Source organism: Brevundimonas sp. G8, from assembly GCF_902506205.1.
Lineage (GTDB): Bacteria > Pseudomonadota > Alphaproteobacteria > Caulobacterales > Caulobacteraceae > Brevundimonas.
Window position 1 is genome coordinate 1,365,008 of sequence record NZ_LR732816.1, and the last position, 17,794, is coordinate 1,382,801.

At 61.1% G+C, this 17,794-nt stretch carries 14 protein-coding genes; 3 read left to right on the forward strand and 11 right to left on the reverse strand.

What is annotated here, in order from left to right:
- Positions 1-35: 35 nt before the first annotated feature.
- The 4 genes from CHRYSEO8AT_RS06620 to CHRYSEO8AT_RS06635 form a co-directional block, all read right to left on the reverse strand.
- Complete coding sequence (locus CHRYSEO8AT_RS06620) at positions 36-779, reverse strand: Crp/Fnr family transcriptional regulator (RefSeq protein ID WP_159848053.1); 744 nt, start codon at positions 777-779, stop codon at positions 36-38.
- Complete coding sequence (locus CHRYSEO8AT_RS06625; RefSeq protein ID WP_159848056.1) at positions 776-1,039, reverse strand: hypothetical protein; 264 nt, start codon at positions 1,037-1,039, stop codon at positions 776-778. The genes CHRYSEO8AT_RS06620 and CHRYSEO8AT_RS06625 overlap by 4 nt, the downstream gene beginning before the upstream one ends.
- Before the next feature lie 67 nt (positions 1,040-1,106).
- Complete coding sequence (locus CHRYSEO8AT_RS06630) at positions 1,107-2,606, reverse strand: phosphomannomutase/phosphoglucomutase (RefSeq protein ID WP_159848059.1); 1,500 nt, start codon at positions 2,604-2,606, stop codon at positions 1,107-1,109.
- 30 nt (positions 2,607-2,636) lie between these two features.
- Complete coding sequence (locus CHRYSEO8AT_RS06635) at positions 2,637-3,722, reverse strand: glycosyltransferase family 1 protein (RefSeq protein WP_159848062.1); 1,086 nt, start codon at positions 3,720-3,722, stop codon at positions 2,637-2,639.
- 174 nt (positions 3,723-3,896) lie between these two features.
- Here CHRYSEO8AT_RS06635 and CHRYSEO8AT_RS06640 point away from each other — a divergent pair, with 174 nt between their 5' ends.
- Positions 3,897-4,751, forward strand: a complete 855-nt coding sequence (locus CHRYSEO8AT_RS06640; RefSeq protein WP_159848065.1) for an FkbM family methyltransferase — start codon at positions 3,897-3,899, stop codon at positions 4,749-4,751.
- 34 nt (positions 4,752-4,785) lie between these two features.
- On the opposite strand, the gene CHRYSEO8AT_RS06645 is transcribed toward CHRYSEO8AT_RS06640, so the two are convergent.
- Both CHRYSEO8AT_RS06645 and CHRYSEO8AT_RS06650 read right to left on the reverse strand, forming a co-directional pair.
- Entirely contained in the window at positions 4,786-7,005 is a 2,220-nt protein-coding gene (locus CHRYSEO8AT_RS06645) for an AGE family epimerase/isomerase (protein ID WP_236547451.1), read from the reverse strand.
- Between the two features lie 133 nt (positions 7,006-7,138).
- Positions 7,139-7,600: an Lrp/AsnC ligand binding domain-containing protein gene (locus tag CHRYSEO8AT_RS06650; protein WP_159848068.1), complete on the reverse strand. Its 462-nt coding sequence runs from the start codon at positions 7,598-7,600 to the stop codon at positions 7,139-7,141.
- A 109-nt stretch (positions 7,601-7,709) separates the two neighbouring features.
- Here CHRYSEO8AT_RS06650 and putA point away from each other — a divergent pair, with 109 nt between their 5' ends.
- Both putA and CHRYSEO8AT_RS06660 read left to right on the forward strand, forming a co-directional pair.
- Positions 7,710-10,841 (forward strand): bifunctional proline dehydrogenase/L-glutamate gamma-semialdehyde dehydrogenase PutA, encoded by a 3,132-nt coding sequence (putA, locus tag CHRYSEO8AT_RS06655; RefSeq protein WP_159848071.1) that lies wholly within the window; start codon positions 7,710-7,712, stop codon positions 10,839-10,841.
- 298 nt (positions 10,842-11,139) lie between these two features.
- Positions 11,140-12,510, forward strand: coding sequence for a glycosyltransferase family 1 protein (locus tag CHRYSEO8AT_RS06660; protein WP_159848074.1), 1,371 nt, complete (start codon positions 11,140-11,142; stop codon positions 12,508-12,510).
- A 235-nt stretch (positions 12,511-12,745) separates the two neighbouring features.
- Here the strand turns inward: CHRYSEO8AT_RS06660 and CHRYSEO8AT_RS06665 are convergent, their stop codons facing one another.
- The 5 genes from CHRYSEO8AT_RS06665 to CHRYSEO8AT_RS06685 all read right to left on the reverse strand — a co-directional run bounded on the left by CHRYSEO8AT_RS06665 (position 12,746) and on the right by CHRYSEO8AT_RS06685 (position 17,770).
- Positions 12,746-13,384 (reverse strand): bifunctional 2-polyprenyl-6-hydroxyphenol methylase/3-demethylubiquinol 3-O-methyltransferase UbiG, encoded by a 639-nt coding sequence (locus CHRYSEO8AT_RS06665; RefSeq protein WP_159848077.1) that lies wholly within the window; start codon positions 13,382-13,384, stop codon positions 12,746-12,748.
- A 216-nt stretch (positions 13,385-13,600) separates the two neighbouring features.
- Complete coding sequence (locus tag CHRYSEO8AT_RS06670) at positions 13,601-14,719, reverse strand: NAD(P)/FAD-dependent oxidoreductase (RefSeq protein WP_159848080.1); 1,119 nt, start codon at positions 14,717-14,719, stop codon at positions 13,601-13,603.
- A complete protein-coding gene (locus CHRYSEO8AT_RS06675; protein ID WP_159848083.1) occupies positions 14,720-15,655 on the reverse strand; it encodes an NAD(P)-dependent oxidoreductase in 936 nt (311 codons plus the stop codon).
- A gap of 12 nt (positions 15,656-15,667) precedes the next feature.
- On the reverse strand, positions 15,668-16,717 hold the full coding sequence (locus tag CHRYSEO8AT_RS06680) for an NAD(P)-dependent oxidoreductase (protein WP_159848086.1): 1,050 nt from the start codon (positions 16,715-16,717) through the stop codon (positions 15,668-15,670).
- A 138-nt stretch (positions 16,718-16,855) separates the two neighbouring features.
- The gene (locus CHRYSEO8AT_RS06685; protein ID WP_159848089.1) at positions 16,856-17,770 is read right to left on the reverse strand and encodes a hypothetical protein; all 915 of its coding nucleotides are present in this window, start codon (positions 17,768-17,770) and stop codon (positions 16,856-16,858) included.
- Positions 17,771-17,794: the final 24 nt, after the last annotated feature.

The following is a 17,794-nucleotide window of genomic DNA, read 5'->3' on the forward strand; positions in this document are numbered from 1 at the left end:
AAACGGCGTTCTGCGCGATAACATGCGTTAAGGGGTCAGACCGGGTCGCTCTGAAGCCTCAGATAGGTCGGGTCGAACTCGGCGATCTCGGCCAGGCGGCGCCAGTCGAGGATGTCGATCCGACCGCCTGACCAGTTGACCACGCCCTCGCCGCGCAGTTCCGAGATCAGACGGCTGACATGGACCGTAGACAGGCCCAGAGCGTCGCCCAGAACGGCCTGCGTCAGCGGCAGGTCGAAGCTCAGGTCACCGGTCTGGCCGACGGCCTGAAGACGCAGATAGAGCTCGCAGACCAGATGGGCGAGATGACCCAACCCGCTGCGCCGACCCATGGCGACTAGCCACTGGCGGTGGATGGCCGCGTCGATGATGGTGTCCAGCCACAGCAGGCGCGTCAGGTGCGGATGGCGCTCGGTGATGTCGATAAGGCCGCTGTGGGGCGCCTCGGCGACGACGCACTCCGTCAGGGCGACGACCCCGTGATCCATCTGCTTCATCAACAGGCTGTGCAGGTCGATGAAGTCGCCGGCCACATTGATCTCGGTGATCTGACGCGCTCCGTCCTCCAGCGTGGAATAACGGGCGGAGAAGCCGGAGATCAGCAGCGTGCTGTGCAGCGGCCGGGTATGTTCGCGCACGATGTCGGAACCTGCGGCGACGATCTTGGGCGACTCCAGCGCCTTTTGCAGAGCCTCGATCTCGTCCGGCGAGATGCGGTCGCGCAGGGACAGTTTTTCGACCAGGGTCGTGATCTTTGGCGCGGCTTGAAGTCTGCTCATTTGGCGCTTTCCATCAGGCTCCAGCCCTCAGGCGCATCATCGGAAGCGGCTGCGGTAACGCTGACGACCGTCTGGCCGTCTGCATCGGTGACGATGACGCTGAAGGCGCCGGTCGTCCAGAAGGATGCTCCACGATAACGTAGGATTTCGCCCAGAACGGCGACGGCTTCCTCCCTTGCGGCATCGACGCTCTTCAGCTCCTCGCCCTGCTCGTCGCGGATGCAATCGCCGTTCTGGGTATGGAAAAAGTAGCGCGGCAATCTTTCCTCCTGGCAGCCGAGGGAGGAAGCGGTCACGGGGCCGATTGGTTCAGCCCTCTGTGATCTTTCAGATTTCCTGGTTGAAGGCGCCGATTTCCGGATAGGCGGCCAAGCGGGGTTTGATCTCCTTGCGGAAGAGATCGCGCATGTCGTCTTCGGATTGCATGCTCTCGACCACCACAACCAGTTCCGGCTTGTTCGACGAGGCGCGAACCAGAACCCAGGATCCGTCCTCCAGATGCACGCGCACGCCGTTGACGGTGATGGCCTCAAGGATCTTGCGGCCCAGGATTTGGCCGCCGGACGCGGCCAGATCGGAATATTCCTTCACGATCCGCTCCAGCACGCCGTACTTCAATTCGTCGTCGCAGTGGGGCGACATGGTCAGGCTGGTCCAGGCGTCCGGCAGGGCGGCCTTCAGTTCGCTCAGTTTCTTGCCCGGATTGCGGTCCAGCATGGCCAGAACCGCTCCGGCCGCGGCCAGGCCGTCGTCATACCCATGCCCCAGATCGCCGGCCATGAAGAAATGGCCCGACTTCTCGAACCCGGCCAGGGCGCCCAGTTCGGCGGTCTTGCGTTTGATGTAGGAATGGCCCGTCTTCCAATAGACCACCTCGGCGCCGTTGGCCTTGAGGATCTCGTCGGTCTTGTAGAGGCCGGTTGATTTCACATCGACGACGAAGGTGCTGTCCGGATAGACCTTGGACAGGTCGCGGGCCAGCATCAGACCGATCTTGTCGGCGAAGATCTCATCGCCCATGTCGTCCACCACGCCGCAGCGGTCGCCGTCGCCGTCGAAGCCCAGGGCTAGATCGGCGCCGGTCTCGCGCACCCGCTGGGCCATCTGCACCAGCATGGCGTGATCTTCCGGGTTCGGATTGTATTTGGGGAAGGTGTAGTCGAGATCCGTGTCCATCTCGATCACCTCGGCGCCCATGCGGCGCAGCGCATCCGGGGCGAAGGCGCCGGCCGTGCCGTTGCCGCAGGCGCAGACGACCTTCAGCGGTCGCTTGATCTGAACCTTGGAGGCGACGTCGGCGACATAGGTCTCGCGGAAGTCCTCGACCCGGACCAGCTTGCCGCCCGGGCGGGCCACGCCCTCGCCGTTCAGCACGATCTCTTTCAGACGGCTCATCTCCTCGGGGCCGAAGGTCAGGGGCTTGTTCGCTCCCATCTTCACGCCAGTCCAGCCGTTCTCGTTATGGCTGGCGGTGACCATGGCGACGCAGGGCGCGTCCAGTTCGAACTGGCCGAAATAGGCCATGGGCGACAGGGCCAGGCCGACGTCCAGAACCTCCATTCCGCCTTCCAGCAGGCCCAGGATGAGGGCCTGTTTGACGCTCAGGCTATAGCGGCGGAAATCATGGCCGGTGACGATCTTCGGCGGTACGCCGATTTCGTGGACATAGGTGGCCAAGCCCAGACCTAGCGCCTGGATGCCGAGGAGATTGATCTCCTTTTCCAGGATCCAGCGTGCATCGTATTCGCGGAAACCGGTGTGCTTAACCAGCGCCTGGGTTTCGTAGGCGGCCGTGTTCGGCTTCAGATCCTGACGGGGCTTCAGCATGGTGGTCCTTGGTTGTGGGCGGCCGGCCAATCAGGCTGCGGCGCGCTTGCGAATACGGGCTATGCGGCGCAGGCGGCGCCAGAAACGGCCGCGCTCCGGCTCGGGATAGGGCTGCAGGTTCTCGACGAACTGATCGGCCGAGGCGCGCCAGCTGAACTTTTCCGCATAGGCGCGGACGACCTTGCGGTCGAGTTCGAGGCATTCCAGGCAGGCGGTCCTGAGATCCTTATCGATAGCCCCGGCGTTAGAGCCGGGGATGATGTCGATAGGGCCATGCGCCGGATAGGCGGCGACCGGCGTGCCGGCGGCCATGGCTTCCAAAATCACCAGGCCGAAGGTGTCGGTCCAACTGGGGAAGACGAAGACATCGGCGTCGCGGAAGCAGCGGGCCAGATCGTCGCCGAACCGGGCGCCCAGGAACTTGGCCTCGGGATATTTCTCCTGCAACTCCGCGCGGGCGGGTCCGTCGCCGACGACGATCTTGGTGCCGGGTAGATCGAGCTGAAGGAAGGATTCGATGTTCTTCTCGACCGCTACGCGGCCGACGTTCAGGAAGAAGGGGCGGGGCCAGTCCTTGCCCCCCAACTCATCGTAGATGCGCTCCAGGTCGGGGTTGAACACGTCCGTGTCCACGCCGCGCGACCAGGGAGAAACGTTCTTGAACCCATGCTCGACCAGTTCGTCGCGCAAAGTCGGCGTCGCCACCATCAGCCGGCCAGACGGCTTGTGGAACCACTTCATATAGGCGTAGCCGACCTGGACCGGGATCGGGAAACGGGCCGAGACATATTCGGGGAATTTGGTGTGGTAGCTGGTCGTGAACGGCAGTTTCCATTCCACGCAGATGCGGCGTGTGGCGATGCCGATCGGACCCTCGGTGGCGATATGCACGGCCTCCGGCTCGAAGGCTCGCAGCATCTCACGGATCTCTTCTTCCGCCCCTAGCGCCAGCCGGATTTCCGGATAGGTGGGGCACGGAATGGTCTTGAACAGGCTGGGCTCGATGACCTCGACCTCATGGCCCATGCTGCGGCATTCCGCGACCGTACGGGTCAGGGTGCGGACGACGCCATTGACCTGAGGTTCCCAGGCGTCGGTGGCCAGAACGATGCGCATTGAGGCGGGCGGACCCTGAGCCGTTGGTAAGGGCGGAACTTCTAGACGGTTCGAATGACGAAGGCGAGACGGTTGCAGTTGTTTGGTCAATACCAATAGGATAAGCGGCGGTCTGCTTGGCAGGCGCGCATTGGCTCTGCTGCGGCAGTGACCGTCGTGGATTCGGAAAGCGTTATGAAAAACTGGTCGAAATCGGTTTCCAAGTTGTGGAGACCGAAAAAAGACGTTGCGCGTAACGATATGCCCGAGCGGCCATATTTCTATCTAGGCGATGGCTTGGCTCTTACGAAGCTCAAAAGCGGCCACTTCCTTTATGTTGACCCGATGGAAGAAAGTGTTTGTGCGCATCTAATTGCGCACGGAACATGGGAGCCTTGGATCGCTAAGGTTGTGCTGAGCCTGCTGAGGCCCGGAGATCGTGTCGTCGAGGTTGGCGGGCACGTCGGGTTTTACACCGTGGCAATGGCTCATCGAGTAGGGCCTGGCGGAAGTGTTCTGACATTCGAAGCGAATCCGAGACTTGCTGCGCTTTCCGCCAAGTCGGTTCGCCTGAACGGCTATGCGTCTTGGGTGCAAATCATTCAAAAAGTCGCAAGCGACACGGCTGGTGCTGTCAGGTTCTCGATCTCCCGCCAATATGGAGGCGGCGGCCACGTCTACGTGGGAGATAATGCGCTCGGCGGCGATACTCAGGTACTTGAGGTCGAAGCGATCCGTTTGGATGATCTTGATCTGCCCAACGTAAGATTGCTTCGGATTGATGCAGAAGGGTCGGAGCCGTTGATTTTGTCGGGAGCCGAAAATCTTCTTCAGCAGCCTGATATCATTCTATGCATTGAGTGGGACGTAGTGCAGATACGTTCCCGCGCGGACCCACAACAAGTCGCTAATCGACTCCAAGGAATGGGGTTCAGATTTTGGCGCATCACCACCAAGGCGCAACTTTTGCCCGTTGATTGCAATATTCTTGGAGATTTGGACCCGTGCGATCTCGTGGTCGCTCGGTCGAATCCATTTGGTGAACGCTGACGACGTGTCCGAAGAACTGCTCTAGCTGTAAATTTCAAGCGAGGGATAAGGTGGCGCTCATGTTTGGATTTAGAGCAATGATCGTTTGGCGCACCTGAACATAGGCGGCCATGATGTGGTAGAACGAGCTTGCGGGAGCAGGCTCGTCGATAAAGATCCCATTTTCCAACATCTTGTCATGCCACAGACCTTGCGGCGTTAGATAGCGCCATAGGGCCCGTTGTGCGCGCGACGCCTGATCGAGACATTGGGCGCGTCGCCCGTCGTCGCTGAGAGTGGCGAGTATGAGCGACGCCTTCAGCCATTCGGTCTGAGGCCACAGGCGCGAGCGCGGGCTACGCACGCTGCCGTCGATGTTTATGGCGTCGATAGCGATGCCGCGTTTCGGATCGACGCCCTTCAGGCCGGCTTCGTAGAGTCTCCAGGCGTCCGCGATCGCCGCCTCGTCGTTCCGGCTGCGGCCATACCGCGCCATCAGCCACGCCCATTCGAACTGGTGACCGGGTTCGACCAAGCGTCCGTCGTCGCCTGTGGTGGGCGACCAGTCCGCGTCGAAAAACTCACGTAGGCTGCCAGTTTCGGTGTCGATGAATTGGGTTCGGGCCAAGTGCACGATCTGGTCAGCCAACGCGGTCCATCTGTCGCCGCCGCCGACTTCTTCCCAAGCCAACGCAGCCTCTAGAAGATGCATATGGGGGTTGGATTGGTAAGGATGGATCCCCGCTTCCTCAAAGCCGCCTTTTGCGTCGGCGGCTTGCATAAGGAGGTCGCGAATCCGTGCCGCCTCCTCTTCGATGGCCGGGTTTGCGGTCACGTCTGAGATGCAGGCCAGGGCGAAGATCAGGAAGGCTTGGTCATAGACCATCGCCGTCTCGTCCAGCGGCGATCCGTCCGCCGCCAGCAAGGTGCGCATCTGACCGTCGGGGCGCAGGTAGGCAGATTTGAGGCGATCCAGTCCGCTCTCAACGACGGCTTTCCATTGCCCCTGCCATCCCTGGCGGCCGGCCTCGGCGTAGACCTGCAACTGGCGCGCCTGGACGCGCGCACGACGCGATGTGGCGATGTGTCGGCCGTCGAGCGCCAGGACCTCTTCGAAGGCGCCTGTCTCGTCCTGGCCCAGGCTTGACCAGACGGGAAGGGCGGCCTGTCTGAGCCAGGTCGTCAGGCGAGCGGCGCCGGCCTCCAAAGTTTCCAGGGGCTTGGCCGACGGGAAGTCGAGATGTTGCGGCGACAGCTTGCGCAGTCGCTCCACCACCTTTTTGACGTCCTGGCTCTTCTTCAGGTCCGTGACCAGCACGGCATCACGTTCCACGATGATGCCGACATCCCTGAGGCCAATGGCCGCGACCATCACGCCGTCGCACGCACGAACAAGGCAGCCTTCCGAATCTTCGAGGATATGGAGGCCCACATCGCCTTCGCCTGAAGCGTGCACCGAGTCCCAGGCGCCGAGGTCCGACCATTCGAACCGTACGGGCAAGACCGACGCACGGGAGGTCTTTTCCATGACGGCATAGTCGATGGAAATCTTGGGTGCAGCCTTGAAACCGGACCCCAGGGTTATGCAGGGCCCGTCGATTTCGGCCTGGTCCAGCGCAACCCGAACCGCTTCTCCGACGGCGGGCGCCCGATCGGCGATTTCCTTGCCCAGCACATCCGCGCGAACGATGAAGTTGCCGCTGTTCCAGAGGTAGCCCTCGGAAATATAGCGGCGGGCCGTCGCCGGGTCAGGCTTTTCGACGAAGGCGGACACTTCCGACAGCATGGGGCCGGAGGGGGCGATGTAACCATAAGCCGACGAGGGTTCGGTGGGAACCACGCCCAAAGTGACGATCTGTCCCTGCGCAGCGGCGGACACGGCCTCTTTCACAGACTGCCGAAAAGCTTCTGCATCGGGGATGTGGTGGTCGGATGCGACGAAGAGGTTGACCGCATCTGGCGCACGACGCGCTGTCCACAGCGCAGCGGCGGCCATGGCGGCGGAAGAGTCGCGACCCTCGGGTTCGAGCAGGATGACAGCGGTGACGCCGATTTCCTCAAGCTGTTCGAGGATGGCTCGCTTGTGAGAGACTCCGCCCACGATAACCAATTCGCCGCCTTTATGTGCAAGCGCCGCGACGCGAGAGACGGCCTCCTGAAATAAAGATCGGTTCCCGGCGAGAGGAATAAACTGCTTGGGGAGCGAGGGCCGTGACGCAGGCCACAGGCGCGTTCCGGAGCCGCCGCACATGATGACGGGATAGATGGTAGCCATTTATCAACGCTGTGATCTGTGAGGTAGATCAGTCTATTAAGTGAGACGGTTGGCGTCGTCACCTCATTTGCTGATCCGAAGTCACGGCTGGAGTCGGTACTTTAAAGGTTGAAGCCGGTGTGACGGGTTTTGATCAAAGCGGGAGCACCGTCGTCGATTTGACCTCTTCCAGCACTGCATAGGTCCGTGTCTCCCGCACGCCCGGCATCCGCACGAGGACGTCGCCCAGGAAGGCGCGGTAGGCGTCCATGTCGCCGACGCGGGCTTTGATCAGATAGTCGAAGCCGCCGGCGACCATGTGGCATTCCAGCACCTCGGGCTGGCTGCGGACGGCGGCGGCGAAGGCTTCGAAGACGTCGCCAGTGGTGCGGTCCAAGAGGACTTCGACGAAGATCAGCAGGTCGCGGCCGACCTGGTTCGGGTCGATCATGGCGGCGTAGCCGGTGATGATCTTCTTCTCGCGCAGTCGTTTGACCCGTTCGAAACAGGCGGCGGGCGACAGGTTGCAGCGCCGCGCCAGCTCTGCGTTGGAGATGCGGGCGTCGGTCTGAAGCACCCTGAGGATGCGGCGGTCGACGGCGTCTATGTCGATCATCGGAAATTAGGGCTCTTCGCCGAACGATCTTCGGCTCAGGTTCGTATCATACGAAGCACCTTCAATGAACTCCGGCATATACGGCGGAAATCCACAGGATCTGTCGCCGATGACCACCCCCGCCTTCACGCCTTCGAGCCTGGCCGCCTGGGAGGGTCTGGATACGCACAAGTTCCGCGACGAACGCGAAGCCGTCGCCGACAACCTGGCGCGCATGCCTCTGGATGCGACCGAACGGGCCGATGTCGTCGCCGAGGCTACGGCTCTGGTCGAACATGCGCGCCGCAGCCAGAAGAAGCAGGGGGTGGTCGAAAGCTTCCTGCAGCAGTTCTCGCTGGGCACCCGCGAGGGTCTGGCCCTGATGTGCCTGGCCGAGGCCCTCTTGCGCGTGCCGGACGAGGAGACCCGCGACCGGCTGATCGCCGAAAAGATCGGCTCCGCCGACTGGGCTTCGCACCTGGGCCAGTCCGACAGCCTGTTCGTCAACGCCTCGACCTGGGGCCTGATGCTGACCGGCAAACTGGTCGATGTCGACGACGAGGCGCGCAGCGACCTACCCGGCTTCCTGAAGCGGATCGCGGGTCGTCTGGGCGAACCGGTCATCCGCCAGGCGGTGGCCACCGCCGTCAAGATCATGGGCGAACAGTTCGTCGTCGGTCGCACCATCCAGGGCGCGCTGAAGCGGTCGAACAAGGAAGGCTGGCTGTGCAGCTTCGACATGCTGGGAGAGGGCGCCCGCACCGTCGCCGACGCTGACCGCTACGAGAAGATCTACGCCGACGCCATTGAGGCGGTGGGCAAGACGTCAAAAAGTCAGGGGCCGGAACACGGCCACGGCGTCTCGGTGAAACTGTCGGCTCTATCGCCCCGCTATGAGGCGACGCACGAGGACGACGTGTGGGCGACCCTGTATCCCCGCATCCTTCGCCTGGCCCAGATCGCGGCCAAATACGACATCAACTATACGATGGACGCCGAAGAGGCGGACCGTCTGGCCCTGTCGCTGAAGCTGCTTGATCGGCTGGCGCAGGAACCCAGCCTGGGCGGCTGGACCGGCCTGGGTCTGGCGGTTCAGGCCTATCAGAAGCGCGGGCTGGAGACGATCGAACGGGTCGCCGACCTGGCCCGCCGCTCGGGCCGTCGCCTGATGGTGCGGCTGGTCAAGGGCGCCTATTGGGACACCGAGATCAAGCGCGCCCAGGTGTTCGGCCGCACCGACTACCCCGTCTACACGACCAAGGCGGCGACCGACCTGAACTACCTCGTCTGCGCCAAGGCCATGATCGAGGCGGCGCCTGCGATCTACAGCCAGTTCGCCAGCCACAACGCCCACACTCTGGCGGCCGTGCGTCTCATGGCCCGCGACCGGAATGTGACCGTCGAGCACCAGCGCCTGCACGGAATGGGCGAAGCGCTTTACGACGCGGCGCACGAGGCCTGGGCCGACGAAGTCGTCATCGTCCGCGCCTATGCCCCCGTCGGCGGGCATGAGGAACTGCTGCCCTATCTGGTGCGGCGCCTGCTGGAAAACGGCGCCAACTCCTCCTTCGTCCACGCCCTGCTGGACGAGCGCGTGCCCGCCTCGGCGGTCGCGGCCGATCCCATTTCCCTGGTCGAGCAAGCGCCCGACCGTCACCCCAAGATTCCGGTTCCGAAAGACATGTACGGCGATCGTCAGAACTCCCTCGGCCGCGACTATTCCCAGGCCGCCGACCGTGAAGCCCACGCCAAGGCGCTGGAGGGCGTCGATCGCGAGAAGCTGACCTCCGGTCCCATCGTCGGGGGCAAGCTGCGCGCAGGCATCGACGCCCAGCCCGTGACCAATCCCTTCGACCGGTCGCAGGTGCTGGGCCATGTGTCCGAGGCCGAACCGGCCGACATCGACGCCGCCGTCCAAGCCGCCGCTGAGGCCCAGGTCAAATGGGATCGCCAAGGCGGCGCCAAGCGCGCCATCGTCCTGCGGGCTATGGGCGATGCGCTGGAGGCCGACCTGGACCGTCTGGTCGCCCTGCTCAGCCGCGAGGCGGGCAAGACCCTGAACGACGGCGTCGCCGAGGTGCGTGAGGCGGCCGACTTCTGCCGCTATTACGCCCTGCTGGCCGAACGCGACTTCACCGCGCCGGAAACCCTGAAAGGCCCGACCGGCGAAACCAACCAACTGTTCCTGCACGGACGCGGCGTCTTCGCCTGCATCAGCCCGTGGAACTTCCCCCTGGCCATCTTCACCGGCCAGATCGCCGCCGCCCTGGCCGCCGGCAACGCCGTCCTAGCCAAGCCCGCCGAACAGACGCCACTGATCGCCGCCGAGGCCGTTCGCCTGTATCACAAGGCTGGTCTGAACCCCGACCTGCTCGCCCTTGTCCCTGGCCGCGGCGAGACCGTCGGCGCAGCCCTGGTCACGCACCCCGGCATCGACGGCGTCGCTTTCACCGGCGGCACCGATACGGCCGCCGCCATCAACCGCTCCATCGCCGCCCGCCCCGGCGCCATCATCCCCTTCATCGCCGAGACCGGCGGCCTGAACGGCATGTTCATCGACACCACGGCGCTGAAGGAACAGGTCATCGACGACGTGATCCAGTCGGCCTTCGGCTCGGCGGGCCAGCGCTGCTCGGCCCTGCGGGTCCTCTATGTGCCCAGGGATTCGGCCGACGCCCTGATCGAGGGCCTGAAGGGCGCGCTTGCGGTCCAGACCGTCGGCGATCCCGTCGATCCCAAGACCGACATCGGCCCCGTCATAGACACGGAATCGCGCCGCGCCTTGGAAGCCCACGTCGAACGCCTGTCGAAGGAAGCCAAGATCATCGCCCGCGCCGACCTGCCGCTGGGCGCGGAAAAGGGCGACCTGTTCGCCCCCACCATCGCCGAAATTCCCACGCCCGACTTCCTGGAGCGCGAGGTCTTCGGTCCCATATTGCACATCTACCGCTACGCCCCGTCCGACCTGAAGTCGGTCGCCGGCAAGCTCGCCGCGCGCGGCTACGGCCTGACCCTGGGCGTCCACAGCCGCATCGAAGCCTTCGCTGCCGAGGTGGTCGACCTGGTCCCGGCCGGCAACGTCTACGTCAACCGCTCGATCACCGGGGCGGTGGTTGGCGTCCAGCCGTTCGGTGGCGAGGGCCTGTCGGGCACCGGCCCCAAGGCCGGCGGACCCAACAGCCTGATCCGCTACGCCGCCGAGAAGGCGATCAGCGTGAACATCGCTGCCCAAGGCGGGGATCCGGCGTTGCTGAACCTTTAGGCTTCACCGGCCCCGCCAATACAATACGGCCATGCGCGCCTCAGAGTGTCGGCAAGGCATAATCGTGGAAATGGCGCGGTGCACGTTTTGGGTGATCCCATCACAACCAACTATCCGCACGCTGAACTGGTCAGCGGGCCTACCGGGTTTGTGCCTCGCAGAGCGTCTGGTGTTTGGTTTCGAAACGCCTGTTGATGACTGCGATGGTCACCTCTCTAGCCGTCCAGTAGCGAAACCCGGCCACCCATGCCCTGTGGGAGTTGTTGCATAGCGCAATCGATTGGGCAGGATCGCGTCGATGCACTGGCGGCGCCACGGCGACTTCATGCTAGGCTGGCTGCTGCTGATAATAATGACGGAATCGCTCGTGTCTGCAATTTGCATCGACGGCTTCAATCTTGCCCTGCCCAAAGGATCGGGCATAGCCACATACAGTCGCAACCTGCTTACGGCGTTCAACGATATCGGCATAAGTGGCCAAGTTCTCTATGGCCCACCTGCTAAAGATAGCCGCAAGATATCCGAAGTGACTCTTGCCGACGCCATTCGGCAGCCCGCAAAAGGCCAGAAGCTTGATCGCTTCAAACGTACGGCCATGTCGCAGTTTGGGCGATCAGCATATCCGATTGTCCCCAGCGACAATGTGATCTGGTCTTCGCGAGGTGGCGGCCGCCCCCAGGCGGACTGCTTTTGGGCGGCGGGCAATCTGTTTCACTATGCGCATCGTTGCTTTCAGGCCTATGGCCAAGTGACGCCCGTTGCATTTGAAGCAGTTGGTCATGTTGGTCGCCCTGATGCAGTTCAATGGACGGCCACATTGCCATTGTATGCGAAAAATTCGGCTAACATATACACTATACACGATCTAATACCACTTCGTCTTCCGCACACTACTATGGAAGACAAGCAAAGATACCTCTCCATGTGTGAGTTTATTGCAAAAAAAGCCGATCATATCGCGGTGGTTTCTGAAACAACAAAGAACGATGTAGTAAAACTGCTAGGCGTGAGTGCGGATCGCGTTACCAATACATATCAATCTGTTTCTATACCGGAATCAATATCTGGCAGGTCGCAGGATGAAGTCGCTCTGGAGGTGGAGGGCGTCTTCGATCTCGGTTGGAAAGACTATTTCCTTTATTATGGCGCGATCGAGCCAAAGAAAAATGTCGGACGGATTGTCGAAGCATACCTGGCCTCTGGCGTCGAACGACCGCTCGTTATCGTGGGTGGTAGAGCATGGTTGGAGGAAGGGGAAATCTCGTTGCTCGATCAGGTGCAAAGAGATGGTACTCGAGCAGGAAAACGTATCCGGCGCTATGAATATATGCCGTATTCTATGCTGATCAGTTTGGTACGTGGGGCGCGGGCGACCTTGTTCCCCTCGCTTTACGAAGGTTTTGGTCTTCCAGTTCTGGAGTCCATGATTTTGGACACTGCCGTGCTTACTTCGACGGGGGGGGCTTTGCACGAAGTGGCCAGCGACGCCGCATTCATGGTCGATCCGTACGATGTGCCAGCCATCACCAAGGGAATCCAGGCGCTAGCCGTAGATGACGATCTGGTGGACGAACTGGTGCGCCGTGGCCGTGTCCGTGCTGCGGCGTTTTCGCCGCAGGCTCATGCAGATAGGGTCCGTACAATGTACGCCGGACTTGGGCTTGTCTGAAAGCTTTTCAAGTGGTGGTCGAGGCCAGCGCGAGTGCAGAGAAGATAATAAGGTGACCATGTCGCTGTTCGGCAATCGCATTGTGAACTCATCACGATGCGATTGCCGCTTTGCTGTAGCTTCAATAGATCGCCACTCTTTGCGCAAGAGAGGGCCACCGCGCTGTTCTAGCAGGCCCTAAAGTTCAGCCGATAAGCCGAACGGCCAATCCACCTGGGTCATGCAGGTGACAGCCTTAACGCTTGGATGCGGCCGGTTTGCGTGCCGTCAGCGGCAGCGGGTAGTGATTGAAAATGCCAAATTCTTCAACATGATGGCAGAATTCGATATCCACGAAGCCAGCCTTTTCGAGGTGCGATATCATGTCTGTCTTGGAGATCTTCCGCATCTCAAGCACGGTGCCAGGGCCACCATGGAAGATCAGATTGTCGTAACGGCTGGTGGTTCCGTCTACTCGGGTATTCTCTATGATGAACACGCCATTTTCTTCCTTGATTTGATAATCATGCAAGTCAGGGAAAAATTCATCAGTCAAAGCGTCGTAATAAGGCATCGAAAACACGAACGTTCCACCGGGGCGCAGCATAGCATAAGTGTTCTCGAACGCTCGCGATACGGGATGGGTGACGTGCTCGAACACATCGCTAGAGACGATAAAGTCCATCGTATCGCGCGCTTCGTCCGGCACCGGACGGGTGATGTCTAGGAGCGGCTCCTGATGGTAGAAGGTGTTGGTGTAGGAAAAAACACGCCGAAAGTGCCCGGCATAGTTTTCTGAATCGGACATTCCACAGCCGACGATATCCTTGCGCTCGGGCAGAGTCGCCAAGACGGCCCCCTTGCCCAGCATCGCCTTGGTGACGAGATAGCCCATCGCCCTGAACCGGGGGGTGGAATGACAATGATGACATGACGATCCCTCGCGCCAAATGAGTTGCGGCTGGAGATCAGTGTGCTGCTGGCCGCACAGATTACATTGAAATCCCATATTGCTCACACTCTCTGTGCTGCAGGGACACACCCTTGCGGCGGTCCCTTTGTTGCCGACGATTTGCCCGACATGGCGGGCAAGTCAAGGAAAACGCGCCCGCTAAAGTCTGTGTAGCTGGGCGCTGCCGCTGGCAAGGTCCGAGATGGCATCCGCAATATCCAACGACGCCGTCAACCCTGGTGATTCGATGCCGAAAAGGTTAACTAGGCCATGCCTGCCATGCGCGTCGGGACCATCAATTTGAAAGTCGGGGCTTAAATTGTCAGGCGACCCAATCTTTGGTCGGATGCCGGTATAGGCGGGTTCGAGGTCGTCGATCGCGAGGTCCGGGTAATACCGTTGGATGGCTGCGGCGAAGTCTGACCGGCGGTTGTCGTCGAATGCGTAGTCCAGGTCATCGATCCAGCGAACATCCGGACCGAACCGAGCGCATCCTGCCATGTCGATCGTCACATGGACGCCAAGGCCTCCAGCTTCGGCGACCGGATAGATCAAACGGTTGAATGGAACTTTCCCCCGTAGAGCGTAGTAATGGCCAATCGCGTAGGCCGGTCGCGGAATATGATCCGCCGGCAATCCCTCGATAAGTGTGGCGACGGCGGGCGCAGCGTGCCCGGCCGCATTGATCAGCCACTCGACAAGCACCTCTGTGCCATCCCCCAACTGCACTTGGTGTCCGTCTCGTCTGACTTTTGCCGCCACAAATGCAGTCTGGCGCAGAAAGATGCCGCCCGCGTCCTCAAAATCGTGGAGCAGAGCGAGCATATAGGCATGGCTGTCGATGATGCCGGTGCTTGGCGAATGAAGTCCCGCTTCCGATTTGATCGCGGGCTCCATCGTCGCGATCTGCTGCCTGTCTACCCATACCAAGTCTTCCACGCCGTTATCGACGGCGCGACGCTCGTAGTTGGCCAAGATTGAGACATCGGCGGGCGATGCTGCAACAATCAGCTTGCCGATCTGGCGGTGCGGCACGCCTCGTTGCCTGCAATAGGCGTAGAGCTTCTCTTTACCGGATACGCAGTACCGCGCCTTCGACGAGCCGGCCGGGTAGTAAATTCCCGCGTGGATCACTTCCGAACTGCGCGAACTCGTCTGCGTTCCGAAAGACGACTCCTTCTCAATCAGGACCGTTTCACGTCCAGCCCTCTGAAGCGCGCGCGCTATAGCCAAGCCGATGACGCCAGCCCCCACGACCATCGCATCAACCCTCAGCATTCAGGAAGGCTCTGTCGGATAGACGGTCCGGTAATAGGCTGCGAGCTCGTCCCAGCAACTGGCCTCATCATGGTTGACGGTGTCGCGATCAGTGTTCACCCGCATCCGCGGCTCATCGAACTCGGTCTGTACCGCAAAGCTCAACGGTGTTTCCAGGGCCAGGCGGGGCCCAATCTCTCTTGCGAAGCGTGCTGCGAAACTTCCTTGGCTCTCAACGTAGCAACTAGGGCGGCAATAAAGCACCGGTTCTGCCGCTGCGGCGCGGGCCACGAAGTCGACATAAGCCGAGGCAAGCATCCGGACCGGGATATTGTCGCGGATATAGGACGGCGTATTGACGCGAGCGACCTGCCCGTTGGTCCAACACCTCATCAGATAAGCGCAAAAACGCGGTTCTTCGTAGGGGCCGAAGGGATTCGGGATAACGAACTTTGCCGAAGGCAGGTCGGCGCGCTCGCAATAGGCGCGAAACAGCGCCCAGGTAATGCCCTTCGATAGGCCATAGGGGGACGCCGCGCCCAACGGTTGTTCGCCTGCGCCCTCGCCCTCTTCGAACACGCTGCCTGTCGCAATCAGGCGCCGCACTCCACTTTGCTTCGCGAGGCTTACGACCTCCCTCAGGTTGCGTGTGTTCGCTTGGACCGCGCCGACGACGTCGAAATCAAGACTTTTGTAGTCGTGCACATAGGCGCCGTGCAGACAGAGGACGTCGAACCCCTCTGCCAGCGTCTGGAGAAAGGCGTCGTGCCCGAACGGATGCGACGCCAAAAGGCTGACGCCGGCGCTTTCCATAAAGCCGAAGCGCGCCTGGTGCGCGGGGCCGTATGTGTCTACTGGACGCTGCAGAGTTCCTTGAACCTCGTGTCCGCGTTCAGCCAGCGCCCGGGCGAACCAGGCGCCCGTAAAGGAACTCACCCCTGTCAGCAGGATCTTCATCGCCGCGTCCGTCTACCGGGCCGTCCAGTTGAGGTCCGACGTCAGTCTGCCGTCGTCGATATGCGCCTCAAGCACCTTAAGTCGCATGAACTGGGAGTTGCGGAAATTGGCGTCGGAGAAGTGCATTCCCTCCAACCCGATCTTCAGCCGATCGATCGCCTGATCAAGCGTGACCTGCGGCTGATGCTGCGGTGCGATCTGACGATATTTCTCGAAATCGACCTTATAGGATCGACGATCTGGTGGAGCGTCAGCGTTGATGCTGAGTCTGGCGCCGGGGACACGCCGCACTACGGCCTCCGCCAAATCGCGCACCTGATAGTTCCACTCGGCCGCGCCTACATTCACGGCGACATATTGTCCGCCTTGATCGGCCTCACGTGTCAGCGCCCATTCGATAGACCGCGCCATATCCTCGACGTCGATCAGCGGCCGCCACGGTTGGCCATCGCTCAAAATGGTGATTTCCCCGCTGGCCAGCGCACAGGCGACAAAATCGTTGAGCACCAAGTCTAGCCTTAGGCGCGGAGACATGCCGCACGCCGTCGAAAAACGCAGAGACGTGATGACCGCGTCACCGGGATCGAGCGCAGCCAAGGCTTGCTCGGTCGCCACCTTAGAGCGAGCATAGGCGGTCAAAGGATTGAGTGCGTCCGTTTCCTTGCGAGCGCCGCCTTCTGCGGAACCGTACATGCTGCAGCTGGAGGCGAACACGACGCGTTTCACGCCGCGGGCCACGGCACGCCTGGCGATATCGGCACAGGCAAGATGATTGATCTCGTCGGTCACCTTCTCAAAGCTGGCGCCCATCGGATCGTTCGAGATCGCCGCCAGCATCACCACGGCGTCAATCTGCTCCAGGACTTCGTCCGGAAACGCCCGGACATCCCCGAAATACTGCACGTCGCAATCGTTTTCCGGGAGCATTGCAGCGTCGGTCAAACAGTGTCCGAAATAGCCCTTGTCGTAGCCGTATATCCGGGCGTCCGGCATCGTTCTGCGCAGATGGCGTACGACAACGGGGCCGATGTATCCCATGTTGCCCGTGATCAAAACATTCATGCGAACGGCCTCCCAGCCGGGATTTTCTAGACGATACTATGGAGTGAACAGGTATAGCTGGACAAATTCGGTTGGGCGCCGCGCTTATATCGGCGACGTGGAACGTGGCAAAGCGATAAGAAATGCGTAGGTCCAGCGTCAGACCGTTCCGGTGAACTCACCGAAGCGGCCCATGTGGATTTCCTTCATCGGCCGGTCAAACACCACGAGCTCGGGTTCCATAGCCCGGAAGTCTCGCAGACAGCGATCTTTGACCACGTCGGGCGTATAAACATCTTGTTCGAACACTTTGAGCAGATCTGCGAAGCGCGCCTCATCGTGCCCAAAGTACTTCTTTGCCAGGATTAAATGGCCTAGCCCCATGTAATAGGCGTGCTGAGGATATTTGTGCGTCTGGTAGACGCCCCGGAATAGTCCTCCCGTCATATGGGAAATATAGGCCCACGGGCAGTAGTAGCATTTCTTGCCGTATTGCCACGCTTGCCAGCTGAGATCGACATCTTCGCAGTAAAGGAAGATATGTTCATCAAAACCGCCACCGGTCTCGAACAACGCGTCGGCATAGAGTGCGCATGCCCCGCTGCACCACGAAATCTCGTAGGTGTCAGGGTTGAAGTGGCGGTACGGATTCTCGTGTGGAAACTGGCGTGCCTCCACTACGAACGCATCGTCCTTCTTCGCCAGATACATCTCCCATAGCGAGAGCACACAATCGCGATGGACAATCGTATCGGGGTTAAGTGCAATGAACACGCGCTCGTCGCGCGGGATCGAACGCGTCACCTCATTCCAGATGAGGTTCTGCTTTTCGCCATAACCGCAATAGCGGTCGATGGTCATATGTTGCGGATGGAAATGCTCGCCTTGGAAACGCTCGATGAGGCCCTGCATCCACGCAGCGTCGACCGGCTGGTGCGTGGCGATGATTGGCACCAGTCTGAACTTTTCGCCAAGACCCGTCTGGCGGGTCAGCGATTGAAGGCAGTCCTCGATATAGCGGTCGATCTCGTCCCGCGTAGCTAGGATCTGCACGGGGATGGTCGCCAGCGTCATGAGTTGCGTTTCCGTGGAGGGGCT